Source organism: Curtobacterium sp. MCLR17_032 (assembly GCF_003234795.2).
Lineage (GTDB): Bacteria > Actinomycetota > Actinomycetes > Actinomycetales > Microbacteriaceae > Curtobacterium.
The window spans coordinates 764800-780752 of the sequence record NZ_CP126268.1 but is presented as its reverse complement, the minus strand read 5'-3'; the positions used below and the strand labels follow the sequence as shown (position 1 = coordinate 780752).

16 protein-coding genes are annotated in these 15953 nt (G+C 64.9%); 9 read left to right on the top strand and 7 right to left on the bottom strand.

Features of this window, described 5'->3' with window-relative positions; genetic code table 11:
- Positions 1–13 precede the first annotated feature (13 nt).
- A complete protein-coding gene (locus tag DEI97_RS03730; RefSeq protein ID WP_146248212.1) occupies positions 14–499 on the top strand; it encodes a hypothetical protein in 486 nt (161 codons plus the stop codon).
- A gap of 123 nt (positions 500–622) precedes the next feature.
- Here DEI97_RS03730 and DEI97_RS03725 read toward each other — a convergent pair whose 3' ends face one another.
- The 5 genes from DEI97_RS03725 to DEI97_RS03705 all read right to left on the bottom strand — a co-directional run bounded on the left by DEI97_RS03725 (position 623) and on the right by DEI97_RS03705 (position 5065).
- Positions 623–901 carry a hypothetical protein gene (locus DEI97_RS03725; RefSeq protein WP_111075776.1) on the bottom strand — a complete coding sequence of 93 codons (279 nt, stop codon included), beginning with the start codon at positions 899–901 and terminating at the stop codon, positions 623–625.
- A complete protein-coding gene (locus DEI97_RS03720; protein ID WP_146248211.1) occupies positions 902–1204 on the bottom strand; it encodes a hypothetical protein in 303 nt (100 codons plus the stop codon).
- An 11-nt stretch (positions 1205–1215) separates the two neighbouring features.
- Positions 1216–1947 (bottom strand): hypothetical protein, encoded by a 732-nt coding sequence (locus DEI97_RS03715; protein ID WP_146248210.1) that lies wholly within the window; start codon positions 1945–1947, stop codon positions 1216–1218.
- Positions 1948–2015: 68 nt separating this feature from the next.
- Positions 2016–3059 carry an SHOCT domain-containing protein gene (locus DEI97_RS03710; protein WP_111075773.1) on the bottom strand — a complete coding sequence of 348 codons (1044 nt, stop codon included), beginning with the start codon at positions 3057–3059 and terminating at the stop codon, positions 2016–2018.
- A gap of 227 nt (positions 3060–3286) precedes the next feature.
- Entirely contained in the window at positions 3287–5065 is a 1779-nt protein-coding gene (locus DEI97_RS03705) for a hypothetical protein (RefSeq protein ID WP_146248209.1), read from the bottom strand.
- A 173-nt stretch (positions 5066–5238) separates the two neighbouring features.
- Between DEI97_RS03705 and DEI97_RS03700 the strand changes: the two genes are divergently transcribed.
- Positions 5239–8829 (top strand): NACHT domain-containing protein, encoded by a 3591-nt coding sequence (locus tag DEI97_RS03700; RefSeq protein WP_111075771.1) that lies wholly within the window; start codon positions 5239–5241, stop codon positions 8827–8829.
- A 315-nt stretch (positions 8830–9144) separates the two neighbouring features.
- On the opposite strand, the gene DEI97_RS03695 is transcribed toward DEI97_RS03700, so the two are convergent.
- Both DEI97_RS03695 and DEI97_RS03690 read right to left on the bottom strand, forming a co-directional pair.
- Positions 9145–9297 carry a hypothetical protein gene (locus DEI97_RS03695; protein WP_181439321.1) on the bottom strand — a complete coding sequence of 51 codons (153 nt, stop codon included), beginning with the start codon at positions 9295–9297 and terminating at the stop codon, positions 9145–9147.
- Between the two features lie 306 nt (positions 9298–9603).
- A complete protein-coding gene (locus DEI97_RS03690) occupies positions 9604–10404 on the bottom strand; it encodes a hypothetical protein (RefSeq protein ID WP_111075770.1) in 801 nt (266 codons plus the stop codon).
- Between the two features lie 408 nt (positions 10405–10812).
- Between DEI97_RS03690 and DEI97_RS03685 the strand changes: the two genes are divergently transcribed.
- The 7 genes from DEI97_RS03685 to DEI97_RS03655 are packed head-to-tail and all read left to right on the top strand — an operon-like array spanning position 10813 to position 15186.
- A complete protein-coding gene (locus DEI97_RS03685; protein ID WP_111075769.1) occupies positions 10813–11406 on the top strand; it encodes a hypothetical protein in 594 nt (197 codons plus the stop codon).
- Positions 11399–11716 (top strand): hypothetical protein, encoded by a 318-nt coding sequence (locus tag DEI97_RS03680; protein WP_058741009.1) that lies wholly within the window; start codon positions 11399–11401, stop codon positions 11714–11716. The genes DEI97_RS03685 and DEI97_RS03680 overlap by 8 nt, the downstream gene beginning before the upstream one ends.
- On the top strand, positions 11709–12737 hold the full coding sequence (locus DEI97_RS03675) for a hypothetical protein (protein ID WP_146248208.1): 1029 nt from the start codon (positions 11709–11711) through the stop codon (positions 12735–12737). The genes DEI97_RS03680 and DEI97_RS03675 overlap by 8 nt, the downstream gene beginning before the upstream one ends.
- A complete protein-coding gene (locus DEI97_RS03670; RefSeq protein WP_111075767.1) occupies positions 12737–13012 on the top strand; it encodes a hypothetical protein in 276 nt (91 codons plus the stop codon). Before DEI97_RS03675 ends, DEI97_RS03670 begins: the two co-directional genes overlap by 1 nt.
- A 52-nt stretch (positions 13013–13064) precedes the next feature.
- Positions 13065–13916 (top strand): antitoxin VbhA family protein, encoded by an 852-nt coding sequence (locus DEI97_RS03665; RefSeq protein ID WP_111075766.1) that lies wholly within the window; start codon positions 13065–13067, stop codon positions 13914–13916.
- Positions 13913–14161: a hypothetical protein gene (locus tag DEI97_RS03660; RefSeq protein ID WP_146248207.1), complete on the top strand. Its 249-nt coding sequence runs from the start codon at positions 13913–13915 to the stop codon at positions 14159–14161. Before DEI97_RS03665 ends, DEI97_RS03660 begins: the two co-directional genes overlap by 4 nt.
- A complete protein-coding gene (locus DEI97_RS03655; RefSeq protein ID WP_146248206.1) occupies positions 14083–15186 on the top strand; it encodes a hypothetical protein in 1104 nt (367 codons plus the stop codon). Before DEI97_RS03660 ends, DEI97_RS03655 begins: the two co-directional genes overlap by 79 nt.
- Positions 15187–15953 lie beyond the last annotated feature (767 nt).

The following is a 15953-nucleotide window of genomic DNA, read 5'->3' as shown; positions in this document are numbered from 1 at the left end:
CAGGGGGCTGACGGTGGGCATACTGCTCATCGAACCACGAGACGAGGCAGCGCTTGCCCCGGACGGCAAACGAGTCGGTCTCGACGAGTACGTCGTCCCGCACGGCATCGGAACGGGGCGTCCTGACATGCAAGAAGTCTTCTTCCTCTCGTCCATGGACAGCGAGCGGTTCTCGTCCGTCTTCCGGTGCGAGGTGGAACGAGCGATCGAGCTGCCGAACGGCCACCATGCGCTGATGGTCAGCTGCGATCCGCCGCTGAACGGTCAAGAACTCGGCTACCCGCTCGGCATCGGAGGATTGTTGCTCTGGAGTCGGTTCGCGGACGAAGACCTGTGGACGTTCCCCGCGTTCCCGCACTTCGTGCAGATCTGTCTGCCTGACGTGGAACTGCGCGTCGATGCCATGCCCACGAGCATCGCGTGGGGCGAGATCTACGAGACCGAAGCAGACGCGACCGCCCACGAGATGAGCGCTCGCCCGCGCTCCTCGGTGGAGTGATCGACACGTCGAGGAGCGAGGTGTTCGGCTTTTTCGCGGATGCCAGTGGTCGCGCGGATCGCCGATCCCAGTACCGACGGGCGTTCCACGGGTTTCGGGATTCTGTTCCACGCCCTCGCTCGGTCAGGTGTCGCCGGCTGCCTTCTCTACCCGTAGATGCGCCACGCTGGCGTCGACTCCCGCTACCGCGCTGGCGGTCAGGCCGGTCAGCACGAGCCCAGCTGCGGCTCCGGTGCTGGTCACGAACACTCGGAGAGTTCCGCGTGCCTTGCGCGGCGAGTGCGCCCGGACCGCTTCTTCAAACCACGCTGTCGGCACCCCGCCGGTATGCCAGCTCGCGATGCGACTGCTCGCCTCGAGGGCGATCTTGAAGACCTGGCCGTGGGTGGGCGCGGCGTTCATTCAGTTCACTTGGGTGGAGAGCCACGTCGCGATGACCCTGTCATGCTTTGGCAGTCCGACGAGGAGTCGCGGGACGAGTAGGGCGTAGTCCAGTTCAGGCTTATGCCAGAGCCTCGCCACCGTCGGCCAAGTGCGACGCCTCGTGATCCGGTCGAGAGCGTTGAGCACCTCAAGCACCGCCGCCTCCCGCGCGTGCGAGCGACTTGCGCGGATCGTCGAGACTTGCGTGTACGCGAACAGCCCGACCGTGACGACGATGGAGAGGAGCGCCGCCAGTTGCGCTACCGCTGAGACCTGTGTCATCGCGAGCACCCTCAGCGCTCGAGCTCGTTGAGAGCCAGAATCTGGTCGTGCGTGAAGGAACCAAGAGACGTTCCATCTGACGCCACTGTGTCGATCGACTGCACGGAGGGCCTGATTCGGTTGCCGACGTCGTCGTTGAAGGCGATCGGGCTGGCGACGAAGCTCGCGAGGTTTAGAAACGGGTTGATGTAGTCGAACTGATCCTTCGTGATCCCGGCCTTCGCGGGGTCGAACGTCACTCGCACGGTCCCACTCTCAAACCGCACGTCAGACACGGCTTTGGCGAGGACGACCCCCTTCGCAGAACGCTCCGCGAAGTAGTCGTTGAAGACTTGGAGCACCTCGGCGTCCGTCGCAGCTGAGGCACCAGCCGCGGCGGAGGCGGCTCCCACTCCTGTAGTTACAGTGGCCGAAGGTGTCACCACGGCAGAGTCGGATGCACGCGCGGAAGCTTCCGGCCTCGCGATCGCGGTTGCCGTCTCAACCGGCGCAGGTTCACCCTCGGTATTCGCTCCGATGATGATCCCGATGACGGCGACAGCAGCCACGGAACCGCCGATGATCAGCGCCTTCCGCGGAAGCGGCTTCTTCGGGCGGCGGAAGACGAGACTCGACCGGAGCGCTCCCGGGTCCTGCTGGACGAGTTCCCACCCGTCCTGTTCCATCTTCGACCGCGTCTTCCCCTCACGACCGCGAATGGCGTGCACGGTCTTCGTTTCGTACCCCACGTGTTCGTCGTTCAACGACTGTCTCCTTGCTCACGATCAACTGTCCTCTTCCACTCGCGACGCAAGGCGCCAGCGGCTGCTTGTCACTGGCCGATCAAGCGAGCCTTCGCGCTGGCGAACTCGTCGTCAGAGAGCACTCCGGCGGTTCGGAGGTCAGCGAGTTTCTGGATTTGCTCGGCCAGCCCATCGGTCGCCGGCGCCGGGGCCGGGGCGACGACCACGGCGGGCGCCTTTGCTCGGCTGATGCGAGCCTTCAGCTCGTTGATCTCCCCGAGGCAGGCGTTGTACTCCGACTTCGCGAAGGGCAGAGCGTTGCTCAGCGTGTACGGGTCGGACGCTGCAGAGTTGCGGGACTTGCCGGCACCGCTCCAGAAGTCGTGGTTCGCCGTGCCGCTGTAGCTAGGCGTGAGCACCTCCAGCACGCCATTCACAAAGCCGGAGTTGTACTCGATGCCCGTGATGTCGGTGAAGTGGAAGGTCGCCGAGCGCTCGCCTCCCAGCGAGCCAGCCATGAAGCTCGTCAGGGCACCTGTCTTGATGATGACTGCTCTGTCATCGAACGCCGCGAGCGTGCCAGCGCCGACTGAGGAGGTGAGGATGAACCAGGGCTGCTCATCGTCGTGGCACTGGCGCAGGATTGCTTCACTCGCCTTCCGTCCGAGCTTTCCTCTGACGATCGAGTTGGGCCACTCTGCCCCCTTCGCTGCTTCGAGGCGAGCGGTGGACGCAGCGGCTTCATCCGCAGCTGCGTCAGCGGCGTGCATCAGTTCTGCGGGGGGTGTCGATGACCGACCTTCGCCCACGAACCGCGACATCACGTCATGATCAGCCTTAGGCACCATCTTCAGGACGGTGCGAACTCCCGCGCGTGACGTGACCTCGACGGTTTCCTTCTTGGGATCGAACACGACGTTCGCGATGTCGTCGTACCGCAACTCGAAGTTGATGGAGCGGTCCTGGAGACCGACCACTCGGAGCGAGGTCAGGGCGACCTCCGACATGAAGGGTCGGAGATTGTTGCACACACCGAGGAACCAGACGTCCTCACCCGGGAGGAGCGCTTCGCGCGCGGTTGCGGCCCTCTTCTCCGCCTTGGCGGGCTTCCACTTTGTCGTGTATTCAGTCATGGCCTGGTCCTCTACCCTCGGGTTGGCTTTGGCTACACGTACGAGCGAAACGCGTGTGGCCGAAGATGAGCATCCCACGGGAATGCCTCTACACCAAGACGGCCCCCCCGGCTCCAGGCACTCGCCGCCCAGATCACACGCGACAGTGTTGAGCGACCTCGGGATGCCCCACCTCTTCGGACCCTAACTCGTTCACAGTGACGCTGAGATGCAGCATTCCGTAGATATCAGCTCCACACCCATCCGAGCCGACGCCGAACTCGGCGTCGAGGGGCGCCAAGCGGATTTTTGATTCGTTCGTCGTCTATCACACTTGACCCGACCGGCATCGCGACAAAGAGCCCTGCGAGGCGGATAACCAGAGCAGCCTCACTAGCCGAGAAGTGAAGCTGAAACCCGTGCGCCAAGCGATTCCGTAGATTGAGCCCCCCACTCAACAAAGCGCTTCGCAACGCTACTACCCAGTCGCCATCTAGTCCCAACTTCTCAAGTTTGTCCACGTAAAAATCCATTGCCGGGAAGCGGCCCGGTGAGGCGCCACGCTCCATCCGGTAGAGCGGCTCATCCATTAGGACGAGAAGCTCGCGGCTGGACGCTTCGATGAATGGAATTGCGAGTCGTGCTGCGCTGCTAAAGTCTCCACGCCAAAAGAGGTCGAGTGCCTCGGCCCAAGGCTGCACCAGCGTGGCGCTGGCCCCGTAAACTGTGGTGAGGAACGCGACAACGTGCTGCTCCTCAGGCACACCGAAGCGATCGGCAAGAGCGGTGAGGTCGAGCTGTAGCTGGGCAGCGGCGGCGCCCAGGATCCCTTGCTCCAGCCTCTTCAAGTGCTCTTCATTCGCCGTTCCATGCGTTCGCTCCGGAAGCTGGTGGCCACCAAAGCTGCGACCTCCGATCAAGTCGAGGATGCCGCTCCGCCGCCGCGACGCCAGCTGCCGATTGCGCTCAGCATCTCCGGACGGCGAGTCCCCCGCCAGGAACGCGGCCAGCGCCTGTTCCCAACTACTCAAGCGCAGGGTCCTCCGTGCGCGCTGCCTGAGCACGGCAGAAGGGACACTGAACTCGAGAGACTTGCGGGTCCAACCAAGGTCGGTCCTAGACAGCTTCTGCATGCGGACGACGGCCGCATCATGGAGGTCCTGGATGCCGTATCCGACGGCAAGTCCGGCAGCCATTTCGGCCCAAATCATCGCTCGCAAACCGCTGTCATCTCCGGCTGACAGATCGAGAATAGTTTGCACATGACGACGCCTCGCCTTATCGCGTTCCTCATCGTCCACCGCGACAGCGACGCGGTAACTCGCCACCCAACCAAGGGTCGAAATGTCCCGATGTTGCGACTCAACCGCCTCGAGGACCGCGCGTAGCCTACTCAGCTCATCAGCACCCCGAACTGCTGCTCGCGGTGCATCAACCATTGCGCCCACATATCGCAATGAGATTCCGGGGAAGACCTGCGTCGTAAGCGCACGTTCCGCGAAGCTCAGCAGCTCGTCGCGAATGATTCCTTCCTCAGCCATCCTCCGCTGACGCGCAATGGTATTCGCTCTCAGTATGGCTAGAGTCACATGCAGCGAATCGTCGTCGATTTGCGCAACAGCGCGGTAAAGCGCGACGACTCTCCTCGCGTTCGCGGGCGTCGCGTCCACACGAGTGGCGAGAAGAAGGTCACGCGCGAGGACCTCGAGAGCTACAGGAAGGTCCGGTGCTGAAAGAGTCGACTTCCACAGCATCTCCTCATCCACGGTCGGACGAGTCAGCCCAACGTCATCAGGGCCGCGAGGCTCGGTAAGTATGACATTGGAAGCTGCTTGCCCGTCCTCGTTCAACTCCAGGCGAAGCAGCCGATTCCCGGCAACCTGAAGATCTGGCCTCACCAAGCAGCGCCACGCCCCGTTCTCATGTGCCGCAATTTGAACATTGAGCGGATCAACGTGCGCCTCAAACAACGGACCAAGCCCGGCAATCAGAGCTCGTTCGTCGCCATTGCAGTACGTGTAGCCCATTAGGTTCCCATCCTTGAAGACTTCCGACGTGTGCTGATACCTGTAAGGGTATTCGCGGCCGCTGTCATCCCGGAACGATCGGTCGGTCAGTGTCTCCCTGATTGGCTAACCAGTCGCGCGCCGTTCGCATGCGTGGGTGGTGAGAGCGCCGGACCGCGCCTTAGGGTGAGGAGATGACAACCGGGGCGCGGGTCTCGCGTGAGCCAACGGCGCAAGCGCCTGCACGGCAAGGTATGAGCGGGGGCGCGAGCAACGAACTCGGTAGTGACCACCGCGCGGGAGTCGCCGCGTATCTCGCGGTCGCAGGGATGTACGCCGAGAAAGTCGCTCCGGACCTAGAAGCGGTACCGACGGCGATCGACCTAGAAACTACCGACGCCACGGACGACATCCGATGCGAGATGTCGGACGGGACGACCTGGTTCATCCAGGCAAAGGTTCGCGGGACTCTCGCTGAGCCCTTCCGAAAGACCGCGGCCCAGTGGGCTCGACAAGTCCTTGACGACGGCGACGAGGTTGTAATGGCGTCGGCCCACTTCAGCCGTCCGATCGTCGACGCGCAAGCAGTCTTCACTTACGACCGGAGCTCTCGAGGACAGCGCCCAAACCAGGCAGCGCAGGCCAACGCGGAGAAAGTGCTTCACGTAGCTGAACTCGTGGACACGTCCCTGCGCGAACGGCTTCGCCGCCAGGCTCGCTTTTTCACATGCGACACAGGTGACGACGGCCTGCAACGGACGGTCACCGAAGAGCGTCTCAAAGAACTTGTTGGGCACGGACGCGGTGCGGCGGCCTTCGAGGTACTGGCACGCAGATTCGCCGTCGCAGCGCGTCGGCAAGAACGGACCACGCTAGAGGACTGGGTCACCGCACTGGAGGACGCTGGCCTCGAAGTCGTCGCCGATCGTAACGGCCCACCTGGCCGCCGAGAAGCGCTACGACTTAGGTGCGAGAAAAGCTATCGAGCAGCCTTGTCAGCCCGTACCGACTTGCTCGACTTGGCCACGCTCGTTCCAGGTATGCCCACGGTTCCGGTGGACGACTTACTTTCGGACTGGGACCTCGATCGGCCCCAGGTGAAGGACCGAACGTTGCCGCAGGATGCTTCGCTGGTCGCCCGTCGGGTACGCCGGCTCCTGGTCAGTGGGCTCCCAGGCATGGGCAAAAGCACGATGCTTGAGCAGCTGGCGGCGCGCTGGTCATCCGATTCCTCAGCACCTCTGCCCGTGTTGGTCCGGTTTGCGGCGGTCGCTCACCGGATTGAGACAGGAGAAGGGTTGTCGCTTGAGCTCTTGGCTTCTCTTGCCGCGGCCGCCGCCAACTCGGAACATCACTCTGACGTCGTCGACGCGATCGTCGAGGCGGTACACCGTGGTCACGCGGTATTCCTCATCGACGGCTTGGACGAAACATTCGCAATGCTCGGGCGCGTGCTTTCGGATCTGCGCCGTCTGGTCGAGCAGATACCAAACCAGGTGGGCTGGGTCGTCACCTCGCGGCCAGGAGCGGCGGCAGTTTTTGACGCCGAGGAACTCGGATTCGAACGCACGACCCTCGTTTTCAGCGGCGGAGCGCAACGGGCGGTCGACGCGATCTTGTCCTATGAGGCCCGGAGGCAGAACGTCCCCGATAGCGAGCGCGGCGCATGGATTGCGAAGCGGTCCGAGTGGTATCTGAAGGGGGCTCGCGCTGGCCGCGGCTCCGATGCACTGCTCGACACCCCCATGCACGTGTCCCTGCTGGCCTCCCACGTCGCTCGCCACGGCATCATAGAAGCCTCAATCAGCGACCTACTCCCTGTCGTCATCCAAGAACGCGCACACCTGCAACGGGACGTGCGGACCGCCGGCGCTCCCCCCGGCGGCTGGGATGCAGCAGTCCGGGACGAGATGGCCTTGGACGTCATCGTTGCTTTGGGGCATGCGCTCGCCACAGACGAGAGGCTCCCCTTCGCCACCGCCGAGGAGATCGCTGTCAGCGCGCTTGAACGGTGGGAGCTACCGCAGCCCATCCGGTCCGCGATCGCTCCACAGCTCATCTGGTTCTGGGACGAACGAGCCGCCGTCCTAACCCGCGAAGGCGACGACCTCCGCGCTCGATCGCGACGCTGGGCCGACGTCACCGACGCACTCTGGCTGAACGGGTGCGCGCCTGACCGCTTCGGCGAATGGTTGGACACGGCCCTGCAGGTAGAAGGACGACGCGAAGCGGTCCTTCTCGCCGCAGCACTGGTACCCGGACTCCTCGGTGCCATCCAGGAACGTCTCCGAAGCCCGACAGACACAACCGTTGAAGCGACGCGGGTACTCGTTACATGGATCAGAGAGCGCGGTGTCGGAATGCTTGATATCGCGGCACTCCAGGAGGACCTCCTCACCGCGGCACCGTCCATGCCGTCCCATATCGGAGGGGGAACTTTGCCGGAGCAGCTTCGACGGGCCGGGATGCTCAGGGACGACATCATCGAATCGGCCGCCTCGCTTCCCGTCGACCCGTCAGAACGAGAGCAGCGAGATGCAGCGCTCGATGCCCTCGTGCCGGCAATGCAACATCGCCGAGTCCTCGCAGCCATCGCCGCTGTCGCAGATGCTGACGCTGACGCTGAGACGGAGTTGCCTGACGCTGTCTTGCAAACGATGAACGCTACCGCGGTCGCTCGCAAGCCCTCCGGTCCAGCACAATACGACACGCGAACCGGAGCGCTCATGATCGATGGGTCCGATCGTCTCGGAGCCGGTATCGATGCGCTTGCCACGCGGATCGCTCAATCGAACATTGTGCTGAGTCCAGCGCAAGTTTCCTGGGTATTCGATGCGTTGTGGCGCAGTGCGTCCAACGATTACGAACGCGGCACAGCCGCGCTCAAAGCGCGTGGGTACGTCGACCCGGAGCCAGAACGTCACACGAATGGGTTCGACTTGCGCGGGCTGCGGTCACACGATGCGTACCTATCATTCGAGTGGCTACTTCTCCCGATCGCAGCACCCAATGCAAGCCCGATCACTTCGGAGCGATGGCGTCTCAGTGCATTGGCCGCTCTTCTACAATCGACAACGGTCGGTGAACTCGGCCTCCCCGAAAGCTCGCAACTTGTCGACGCGGACCCTGTCGAACTGCACGATTGGCTCGACCTCGCGGTCACCGCCACGGGGGCCGACTGGTCCGCGATCAGATCCGACGCTTGCTACGCGCTGAGCCTTGACTGGGACGACCTGACTCGAGCCTTATTCTTGCTCTGCCGCGACACGAAATCACCAACAGCTGACCCAGGCCGGTTCACCGACGACGACCGGCGGCGCGTAGAAAAGCTGCTGCGATCACCTATCCCGCACTTCAGTAACGCGGCCCTCAAGTACGTCCTCCGCGGTGAGCACGGGCTGGCCATCGCAGATGACATGGAAGACGCCAATCTGAGCGCCGACGCTGCTCACAACGTCGCGCTGTCCGTCATTGGAACTTCAACAGACGAAGCGCGCACAGCTGTCGACATGCTTGCCCGGGAACGCCCAGCGGTGCGCCTCGCGGCTGCGCATGCGGCGTTCGTCTTGGCGGGGAGCCCGAACGCTCACGAACTGCTCGCAAGATGCTTTCAGGACGACGACTGGTCGATTCGCGTTGCGGCGGGCGCCGACCTCGAGACAGCGGAAGGAGCAAGGTGGTGGTCTTGTCCGAACTGCGAGTACCGGAACGACGGTGTGAGCGCTTTGCCTTGCTCCGCCTGCCTCACACATCGGCGGCCTAACATCCGCACGCGGCACCAGTGATCTTCAACGAGACTTCGTCGGCGCAAACGCACTTCATCAGCAGTCGGCGCCGATAACGCTCATTCGGTCAACCGGGCGGTGGCCGCACGCGCAGGGTCCAGCGGGCCCATACAGGCAGTCGGGTTCATCGGACTCGTGCTGCGGTTCGAGGCGCAGCCCTTCCCGCTTGGTCGTCGACGTCTACTCGTGACTGCGTGTGCTGAGGACGACGCGCTCGTCTTGGTCGAGGTCCCAGAGCATGGTGGCGGCGTGGCCGGCGGCTTGCTCGTAGGCGAGGAGGAGGACCGCGTCGGCGGCGGTGCGGCACCAGCGCAGCTACGCGTCGGCGAAGATCGGGTCGTCTGGGTCGGACAAGGCGGGGTCGCTCTCGAAGCGGTCTCGCTGCTCCCGGAGGATCTGGGTGCTCGTGGTGCCGGTGTGCCACAGCATGTCAGCGAGATGCTGCGTCAGGGTGATGGGCAGTGACATGCTGGCCGCGGGTGGATCCTTCAACTAAGTGCGCTCGACGCGGAACGTCGCAAGCTGGCGATCTCTGGTCGATCTCACCGCCATTGCAACCGACGTCGGTGCAGCAGCTGGAGGATCACCACGAGAGCAGACGTCTCCTCCTTTCAATCTTGCACTCTCAGCTGGGGGAACCAGGCCCGGGCCGTAACGCGTCGCCGGCATGACGAAGCGCCGCTCACCAATGGTGAGCGGCGCTTCGACGGCCCTGCGCGGCTGGCCGACAGCGGCCACACCGTCACCGCAGGCGGTCGTCGCTGGCGACGAGACTCAGTCGAGGAGGTCAGGGTCGAGGAGGCTCGGCTCAGACTCGGACGCGTCGCGCTTCATGACGATCAGCTCGATGACCCAAGGCGCGTGTCGGAACGCCGTCGCCGGTCGCTGGTCGTACCAGCCGGGCTTGTAGTTCGACTCGCGGGAGCCGGTCGAGTTGTCCGCAGCGTGCGACGGGGTCGCGTCGAGCTGGACGCGCTGGCTGACACCCGGCAGGTAGCTCCACTGACTCGGCGTAGACGCGTTCGAGGCCCAGTGTTCAACGCTCTGCTGGTCGGCGTTCTGCTGCTCGATGAGGTTCCGCGTGGAGCGCCACTGGGCACCCTCGAGGTGGTCGTACTTGCGGGTGGGCGGAAGCATCGCGGCGGGGACACGGTGCGCGTACCCGAAGCAGTTCGGGTCGTTCGGCGCTGGCGTCGGGGCCGGCTGCAGCGCATCTCCGTCCAGGTTGGTCTCCCCCGCGGTGCGGGGCGTGGCGACGGGCCATCCGTCGCAGTGCCAGCGCACCAGGACGTTGCCGACCTGGATGTCGGCCTCCAGCACGCGGCTGCCGTGCAGCTCCGTCTTGTCCGACTGCGACGCATCGCTCGGGGTGAACGTGGCGTCCACCGCGTAGGTGTCGACGAACTGACGGCGCCAGGCACGGATCATCGGGCAGGTGAACTCCTGCCGGCCTCGGCGGTCGGCTCGGCGGAGGGCGATGCGCAGCTGCTGCAGCTCCTCGACGCTGTGGATGTGGTGCGTCGTCTGCGTGCAGGTCGTGATGGGGGTGTTGCTGATGGTGAGGTTGCGGTCCACGGTGGTGTCCTTCAGGTCGGAGCGAGGCGGTTGCTCGCTTGTGCCACCCCTATGCGAGCTCGTGCTTGCGAGCGGGGCGCCGACACTGTTCGCGGACCTGATTTGGGGCTCTAGGAGCCGTTTTGCCCCTCGTTCGTGGGCCAGAATGTTGCCTGTTCGGCGTTTTCTGACCCCAGGAGTGGGGAGTCCGGGCCGGGAGTTCGGACCGGGACTCGGGAGTCGCTGAAGCGCATGGCGGCGACGGGTTTTCCTGCTGGTGGACTCGGCGCCGCTCGATCGGCCCTATGAGTGGCGCGGGCCTCGTAGCGTGCGCAACATGCGTCGCATCGCGAGTCACACCAGGAGTGCCATCACCAGTCCGTCGGGGCGTCCCGAGAGGACTGCCGAGACCGGTGACGGGTCTGCTTCGTGAATGGCAGCCCCGACGAGACGGCGCTGACCGCGAAGCAGCGTCAGCAGCTCGCCGCGATTCGTGGCATGGCGCGCATCCCGTTATCGGACCTGCGCGACCAGAGTCCCCCGAACCTCCAGGCCCTCTACGCCGAACTGCAGGACGGCCAGGCGCTGATCCCGGGCCTAAAGATGGGGCTCCGTGCTCTCACCGTCCAGCGTTGGGATCCCGCTTACGCGGCCAAGGGTTGGACGCTGTACGGTGCGGACCTCACGCTCGACATGGGGCACCCGTTCGGGTCGATGTTCTACCGCAACGACACCGACGGCCGTGTGCTGCGCATCGGTGTGAAGTGGCACCCGCCGGTGCAGCAACTCGAGTTCCCTGCCCTGCACCCATCGAAGCCGGAGCTCACGTCTGACTGCACGGCTGAGGAGGTCGCCGCGGTCGTGTTGGACGCGCGGAGTCGGATCGGGACTCTTGTCGCGATCAACGCGCAAATCGGGTCGTTCGTAGCCACCGAAGAGTCAGAGAACGCCATCCTCGACGCATCAGGGCTCGGGTTCGAGCGGCTCTCCGAAGACGACCCACGGTTGGCTGGCGATGCCTGAGCGTGGGGCGGCGCTGCGATTCGAGCCGGTGCCGTTGCGGCTGCTGTCGTTGTCGGCGCAGTTCGACGCCGGGATCTGGCCGACGTTGGCCGGAATGACGTTCACGAACTCCACCGGGCCGAAGATCCTGCAGCGGACCGTCAACGTCCGCACCAGCGAAGACGGGTGGGTGTTCACGCTCCTGAACGGAACACCATTGTCGGATCCTGCGGACCCGCTGCGTGAGGCAGCGACTCAAGTGATGGACGCACTGTCGAAGCTTCGTGCGGTGGGGCGTGGTCCTGAAGCGGCTGGTGCGGCTGATGTCTGACCGGCAGTGGGTGCGGACCATCCGGCATGAGCAGTCGATGCTGTCGCTGCCGTTCGGGCTTGGCTACACGATCGACATCACCGAGACCCTCACCGCCCTCGCTGCTGCCGGGCTGACCGCACGCGTGGAGACGTTCGACCGGCTCCGATTCGACGACGGCCGCACGGCGCTTCTCGCCACCCCGGACCCGACCACCACCGTCACCGACGGCGACGGCGGCGAGGGCCGGGTGAATGATGTGATCCTCCTGCCCGGCAGGTCCGAGGGCGGGGTGCTGTCACTGGTGCGCCGATACCCCGACCTGGTGGTCGTGAACGGGAAACGCGGGCGGGTGTGGGCTGACGGGCGGCAGCTGTCCAGCACGTCGATGCAACGGGAAGCGACCCCAGGGTGGCGGACCGTGTTCGCGATCGCCCGCGCCATCGCCCTCCACGGCGGCGGCAGCCGCGCTATTGCGGACCGCATCGGCATTCCACTTGATGTTGTGCGTGCCGCGATGCCTGCTCTCGGGACACACGTGTTCTTCACGCCGATCGGGTGGGAAGCAGCCGACCGCGCCGCCCTGTGCGACTGGGCCTTCGCGGCGTACCCGGGTTACGGCGGCGTACGAACCTGCTGGCGCCGCGACACGACCATCGACGAGCAGGCGGACCAGCTGATTGCGCTGGGTGGGGTGATGTCGGATCGGTGGGCGGCGCAGCAGTCCGGCGTCATCGTCCCGCCGAACCGGCTGACGGCGTTCTTCGCCCACCACCCCGACATGGCCTCGCTCGGCTACGAGCCCGCCACCGTGAACGAGGCGACGGTGTCGGTCGTCATCCCGCAGGACACCACCGTCCTGACCGGCGCGGACGGATGTTGCACGGACGACTTCATCACCGCGCACGTCCTCTACGAGGACAGCTGGGTTACCGCGAACACGGATGCGGTGAACGGGTTGCGGCAGCTGCTGCACTTCCGGTCCGATCTCGCCCACGACCTTCGGTGGCACCCCGGCAGCGGTGAGGGCGGGGTGGGCTGATGCTGCAGCTGTTGTCGCTGACGTTGGCCTACGACGACGCGCGGTTCTTCGGCGCCGTCATGTTCACCGACCCCGACCACACCGGCGCTCCACCGCCGACGGTCCTCATCGACAACGTCGACGAACCGCCCTGGTTCCGGCTCACGAATGTCGACCCGCACGGTCAGGATCCGGCGGTGCTGGCGATGGTCGAGGCGGATCGCATCATGCGGTTCCTCCTCCGCTACACACCGGAGCGCATCGGCCGCACCGGGGCCGAGTTCCCGCAGCCCTGACCTGCCCTGCTCACGCCCATTGCTTTGGAGGTAGTTGCTGATGATGCGTTTGGTGTCCCTGCACTTGTCGAACGACCGGATCCTCTGGGGGCACGTGCTCCTCGAGGACACCGAGAATCCGGACGCGCACCTGGCGCAGATCCTCGTCCGCCCCACCGACGTCGAGCCCGGGTACGAGCTCTACGACAAGAACAACACGGTCCTGTCCGACCTGACGGTGCCGGCGGTGCGGGAAGCGAACCGCATCGTGCAGACCCTCCTCATCCCCGCCTCCGAGATTGCGCGACGGGAGAAAGCGGTTCGGGCGGTCATTCACTCGGGCTACTTGGAAGGGTTCCCGGACGACATGCCGTGGCAGTCGCAGCTATGGATGTACGCCCGCGGAGAAGTCACCCGCGAACAACTCAGCGCCTACGCCGACGAAGGCCGACAAATCCCGCGCCAACCCGCACACAGTGCTGTCGGTCCGGCGGACGTTCCCGAGGACTGGTGGCAGACCACGCAAGCCCGGATCCGCCGGAACCTCCTCAACACCACCCTCACCGAACCAGAAGTCGCTGCCGCACTGCAGATCAGCATCGACGAGGTCGGTGAGCTGTTCGAAGCGAACCGGCTGACGAGCTTCGACCTCGACGGGGAAGAACGCATCCCCGACTGGCAACTCGTCCGACCCGCACTCCCCGAGTTCGGTGACCCGTCCTCACTGCTGCCCGGCCTCGACGTCCTCTACGCGGCAGCACCCCAACCACTCCTCGACGCGGCCGCAATGACCGAGTTCATGACCACACCCCTCGACTTCCTCACCGTCGACAACCGGATCCTGACACCGCTCGACTGGATGCGGGAAGGACGACCGCTGACGACGATCATCGCCCTGTTCCGCGGACGACGGTGGCGACCATGAGCAGCCGCCCGGACCTGTTCCTCCTGAACGTCGCCTACGACGTGACCGGGGTGCACGGGCAGGTGTTCTTCCGCGACCCGCCCAGCAGCGAGCTGCGGCAGGTCATCATTCGCAGCACCGACACCGGCAACATCTGCGAACCAGCCCACGGCGACACCCGCGACGGGTGGGAACCGTTCCTCGAAGAAACCCGCTGGCTCATCGCCCTCACCCAACCCGACACCTCGGAGGGCCGCAGCTGCTGATGCCTGGGCTCGAATGGGTCAACGCCGCATACAGCGGCCGACCGCAGCTCACGCTGCCGTACGGGCTGGGCGACACCACCGACCTCACCAACACCCTCACCGTCCTGAAACTCGCCGGGCTTCGCGCGGTCGTGGAGTCGCACGACACGATCCGCCTCGCCGACGGCCGCCGCGCACGCCTCCCCACCCTCACCCAACGCCCCCGCAACGACGACCCGAACGACGCGGAACTGCTCCTCCTGGCACCACGGACCGTCACCGCCACGCAAATCGCGCTCGCGGAACAAACCGCATCGGTGGTGCTGGTCGACGTCGACCGCCGCCGCGTATGGATCGACGGCAAGCAGATACTCGGGACGAAGGAACGATGGAAGGACGCCGCCCCCATCTACGTCACCTTCGCAGTCGCACGAATGCTCGCGGTCAACGGCTCCACCTTCGACGGACTGGTGTGGGCCGGGCTAACTGCTGGGCAGGTGGACGACGCGCTGGCACGCCTCGGCAATCGCGTGCACCGCACCCGGATCGGGTGGGAGTCACGGCAGGTGGGTGGGCTGGTGGACTTTGCGATCGCCTGTTATCCGGGACCGGGCGGTGTCAGGACCCGGTGGACATCCGACCTGCCACTCATCAAGCAATCAGAACGGCTCATCGAGGCGGGCTGCCGCATCTCCGGCCGCGGAATCTCGGAACGGCCCGGCTACCCGGCGATCAGCAAACGTGCGATGCCGTACCGGCTCGTCGCGTTCACCGAACAGGAACTCGACATGCCAGCGCTCGGGTTCGAACCCGACACCGTCGGCTACTCCGGCACCGAACTCATCCGGCCAGCAGACCCCACCATCTTCCTCACCGCAGCAGCCGCCGGCTACGCAGACCGCACCGACGACATCATCACCGCCAACACGCTCCTCCGCGCCGACCTGCGCAACGACGAAGACGCAGCGTCCCTCGAGGAAGTGCGAAACCGTCTCCAGTTCCTCGCCGACACAGGGTACGACCTCCGCCACAACCTGCCCAACTGAACACGACCGGCCGATCGGGTCGCTGTCCCACCAGCTTGCCGTCTGCGCTTCACCCAGGCCCGCCAAAGCCAAGCCGCGAGCTTGGTCGGGTCTGCCCCGACTTTGGTTGACGGTTGGGGTTGTAGCGATTACGCCGCGTTGCGGCGGTGTAAATCATCTCAAACGGCACCGGGGTGAGCCTGCCGAGGGCGCGTTGTCGGCGACGCCGATGAGCACAGAGACACTACCCATGCGCGTTACCGTTGCAACGCAAGGGACCCCCCCCCCGATGGATGCCAGCCGTTCTTCACAAGACGCTCCTTCCGTCACGCATGGGCCTCAGCTACACAGAACCGCCATGACGAGTTCTAGCGGGACTCCTGCGGTGTCCGCGAGCTTGTGTGCGGAGAGGTGCGCGCCAGCTAGCCGAATCGCTTCGTCGCGCAGTTCAAGCGCTTTCTCGTGGTCCTGACCGGTAATGAAGTTCGCAATACGATGCAGTGCCCCGACAGTCGCCGCTAGCGCAAAGCCGTCTTCGAGAGCGCGGAAAGCCGACACCGGTCAGTAGTTGGCATAACGGGGTGGACTAACAAGGAACTGACCTTGGGTCGCCCACCACCAAAGCAGCAGCATGGAGCCAACGGCTCCGACAACGAGTCCGACAAACACCAAGACGAATGCCAGCCCTCCTGTCGGCCGGAGCCGCGCAAGCGCGACGACGCTGACTATGAGACCTGCCGGTGCGAAGAGGAAGGCAAGAACAAGCCCTGCAACCGCCAGAAGCGATA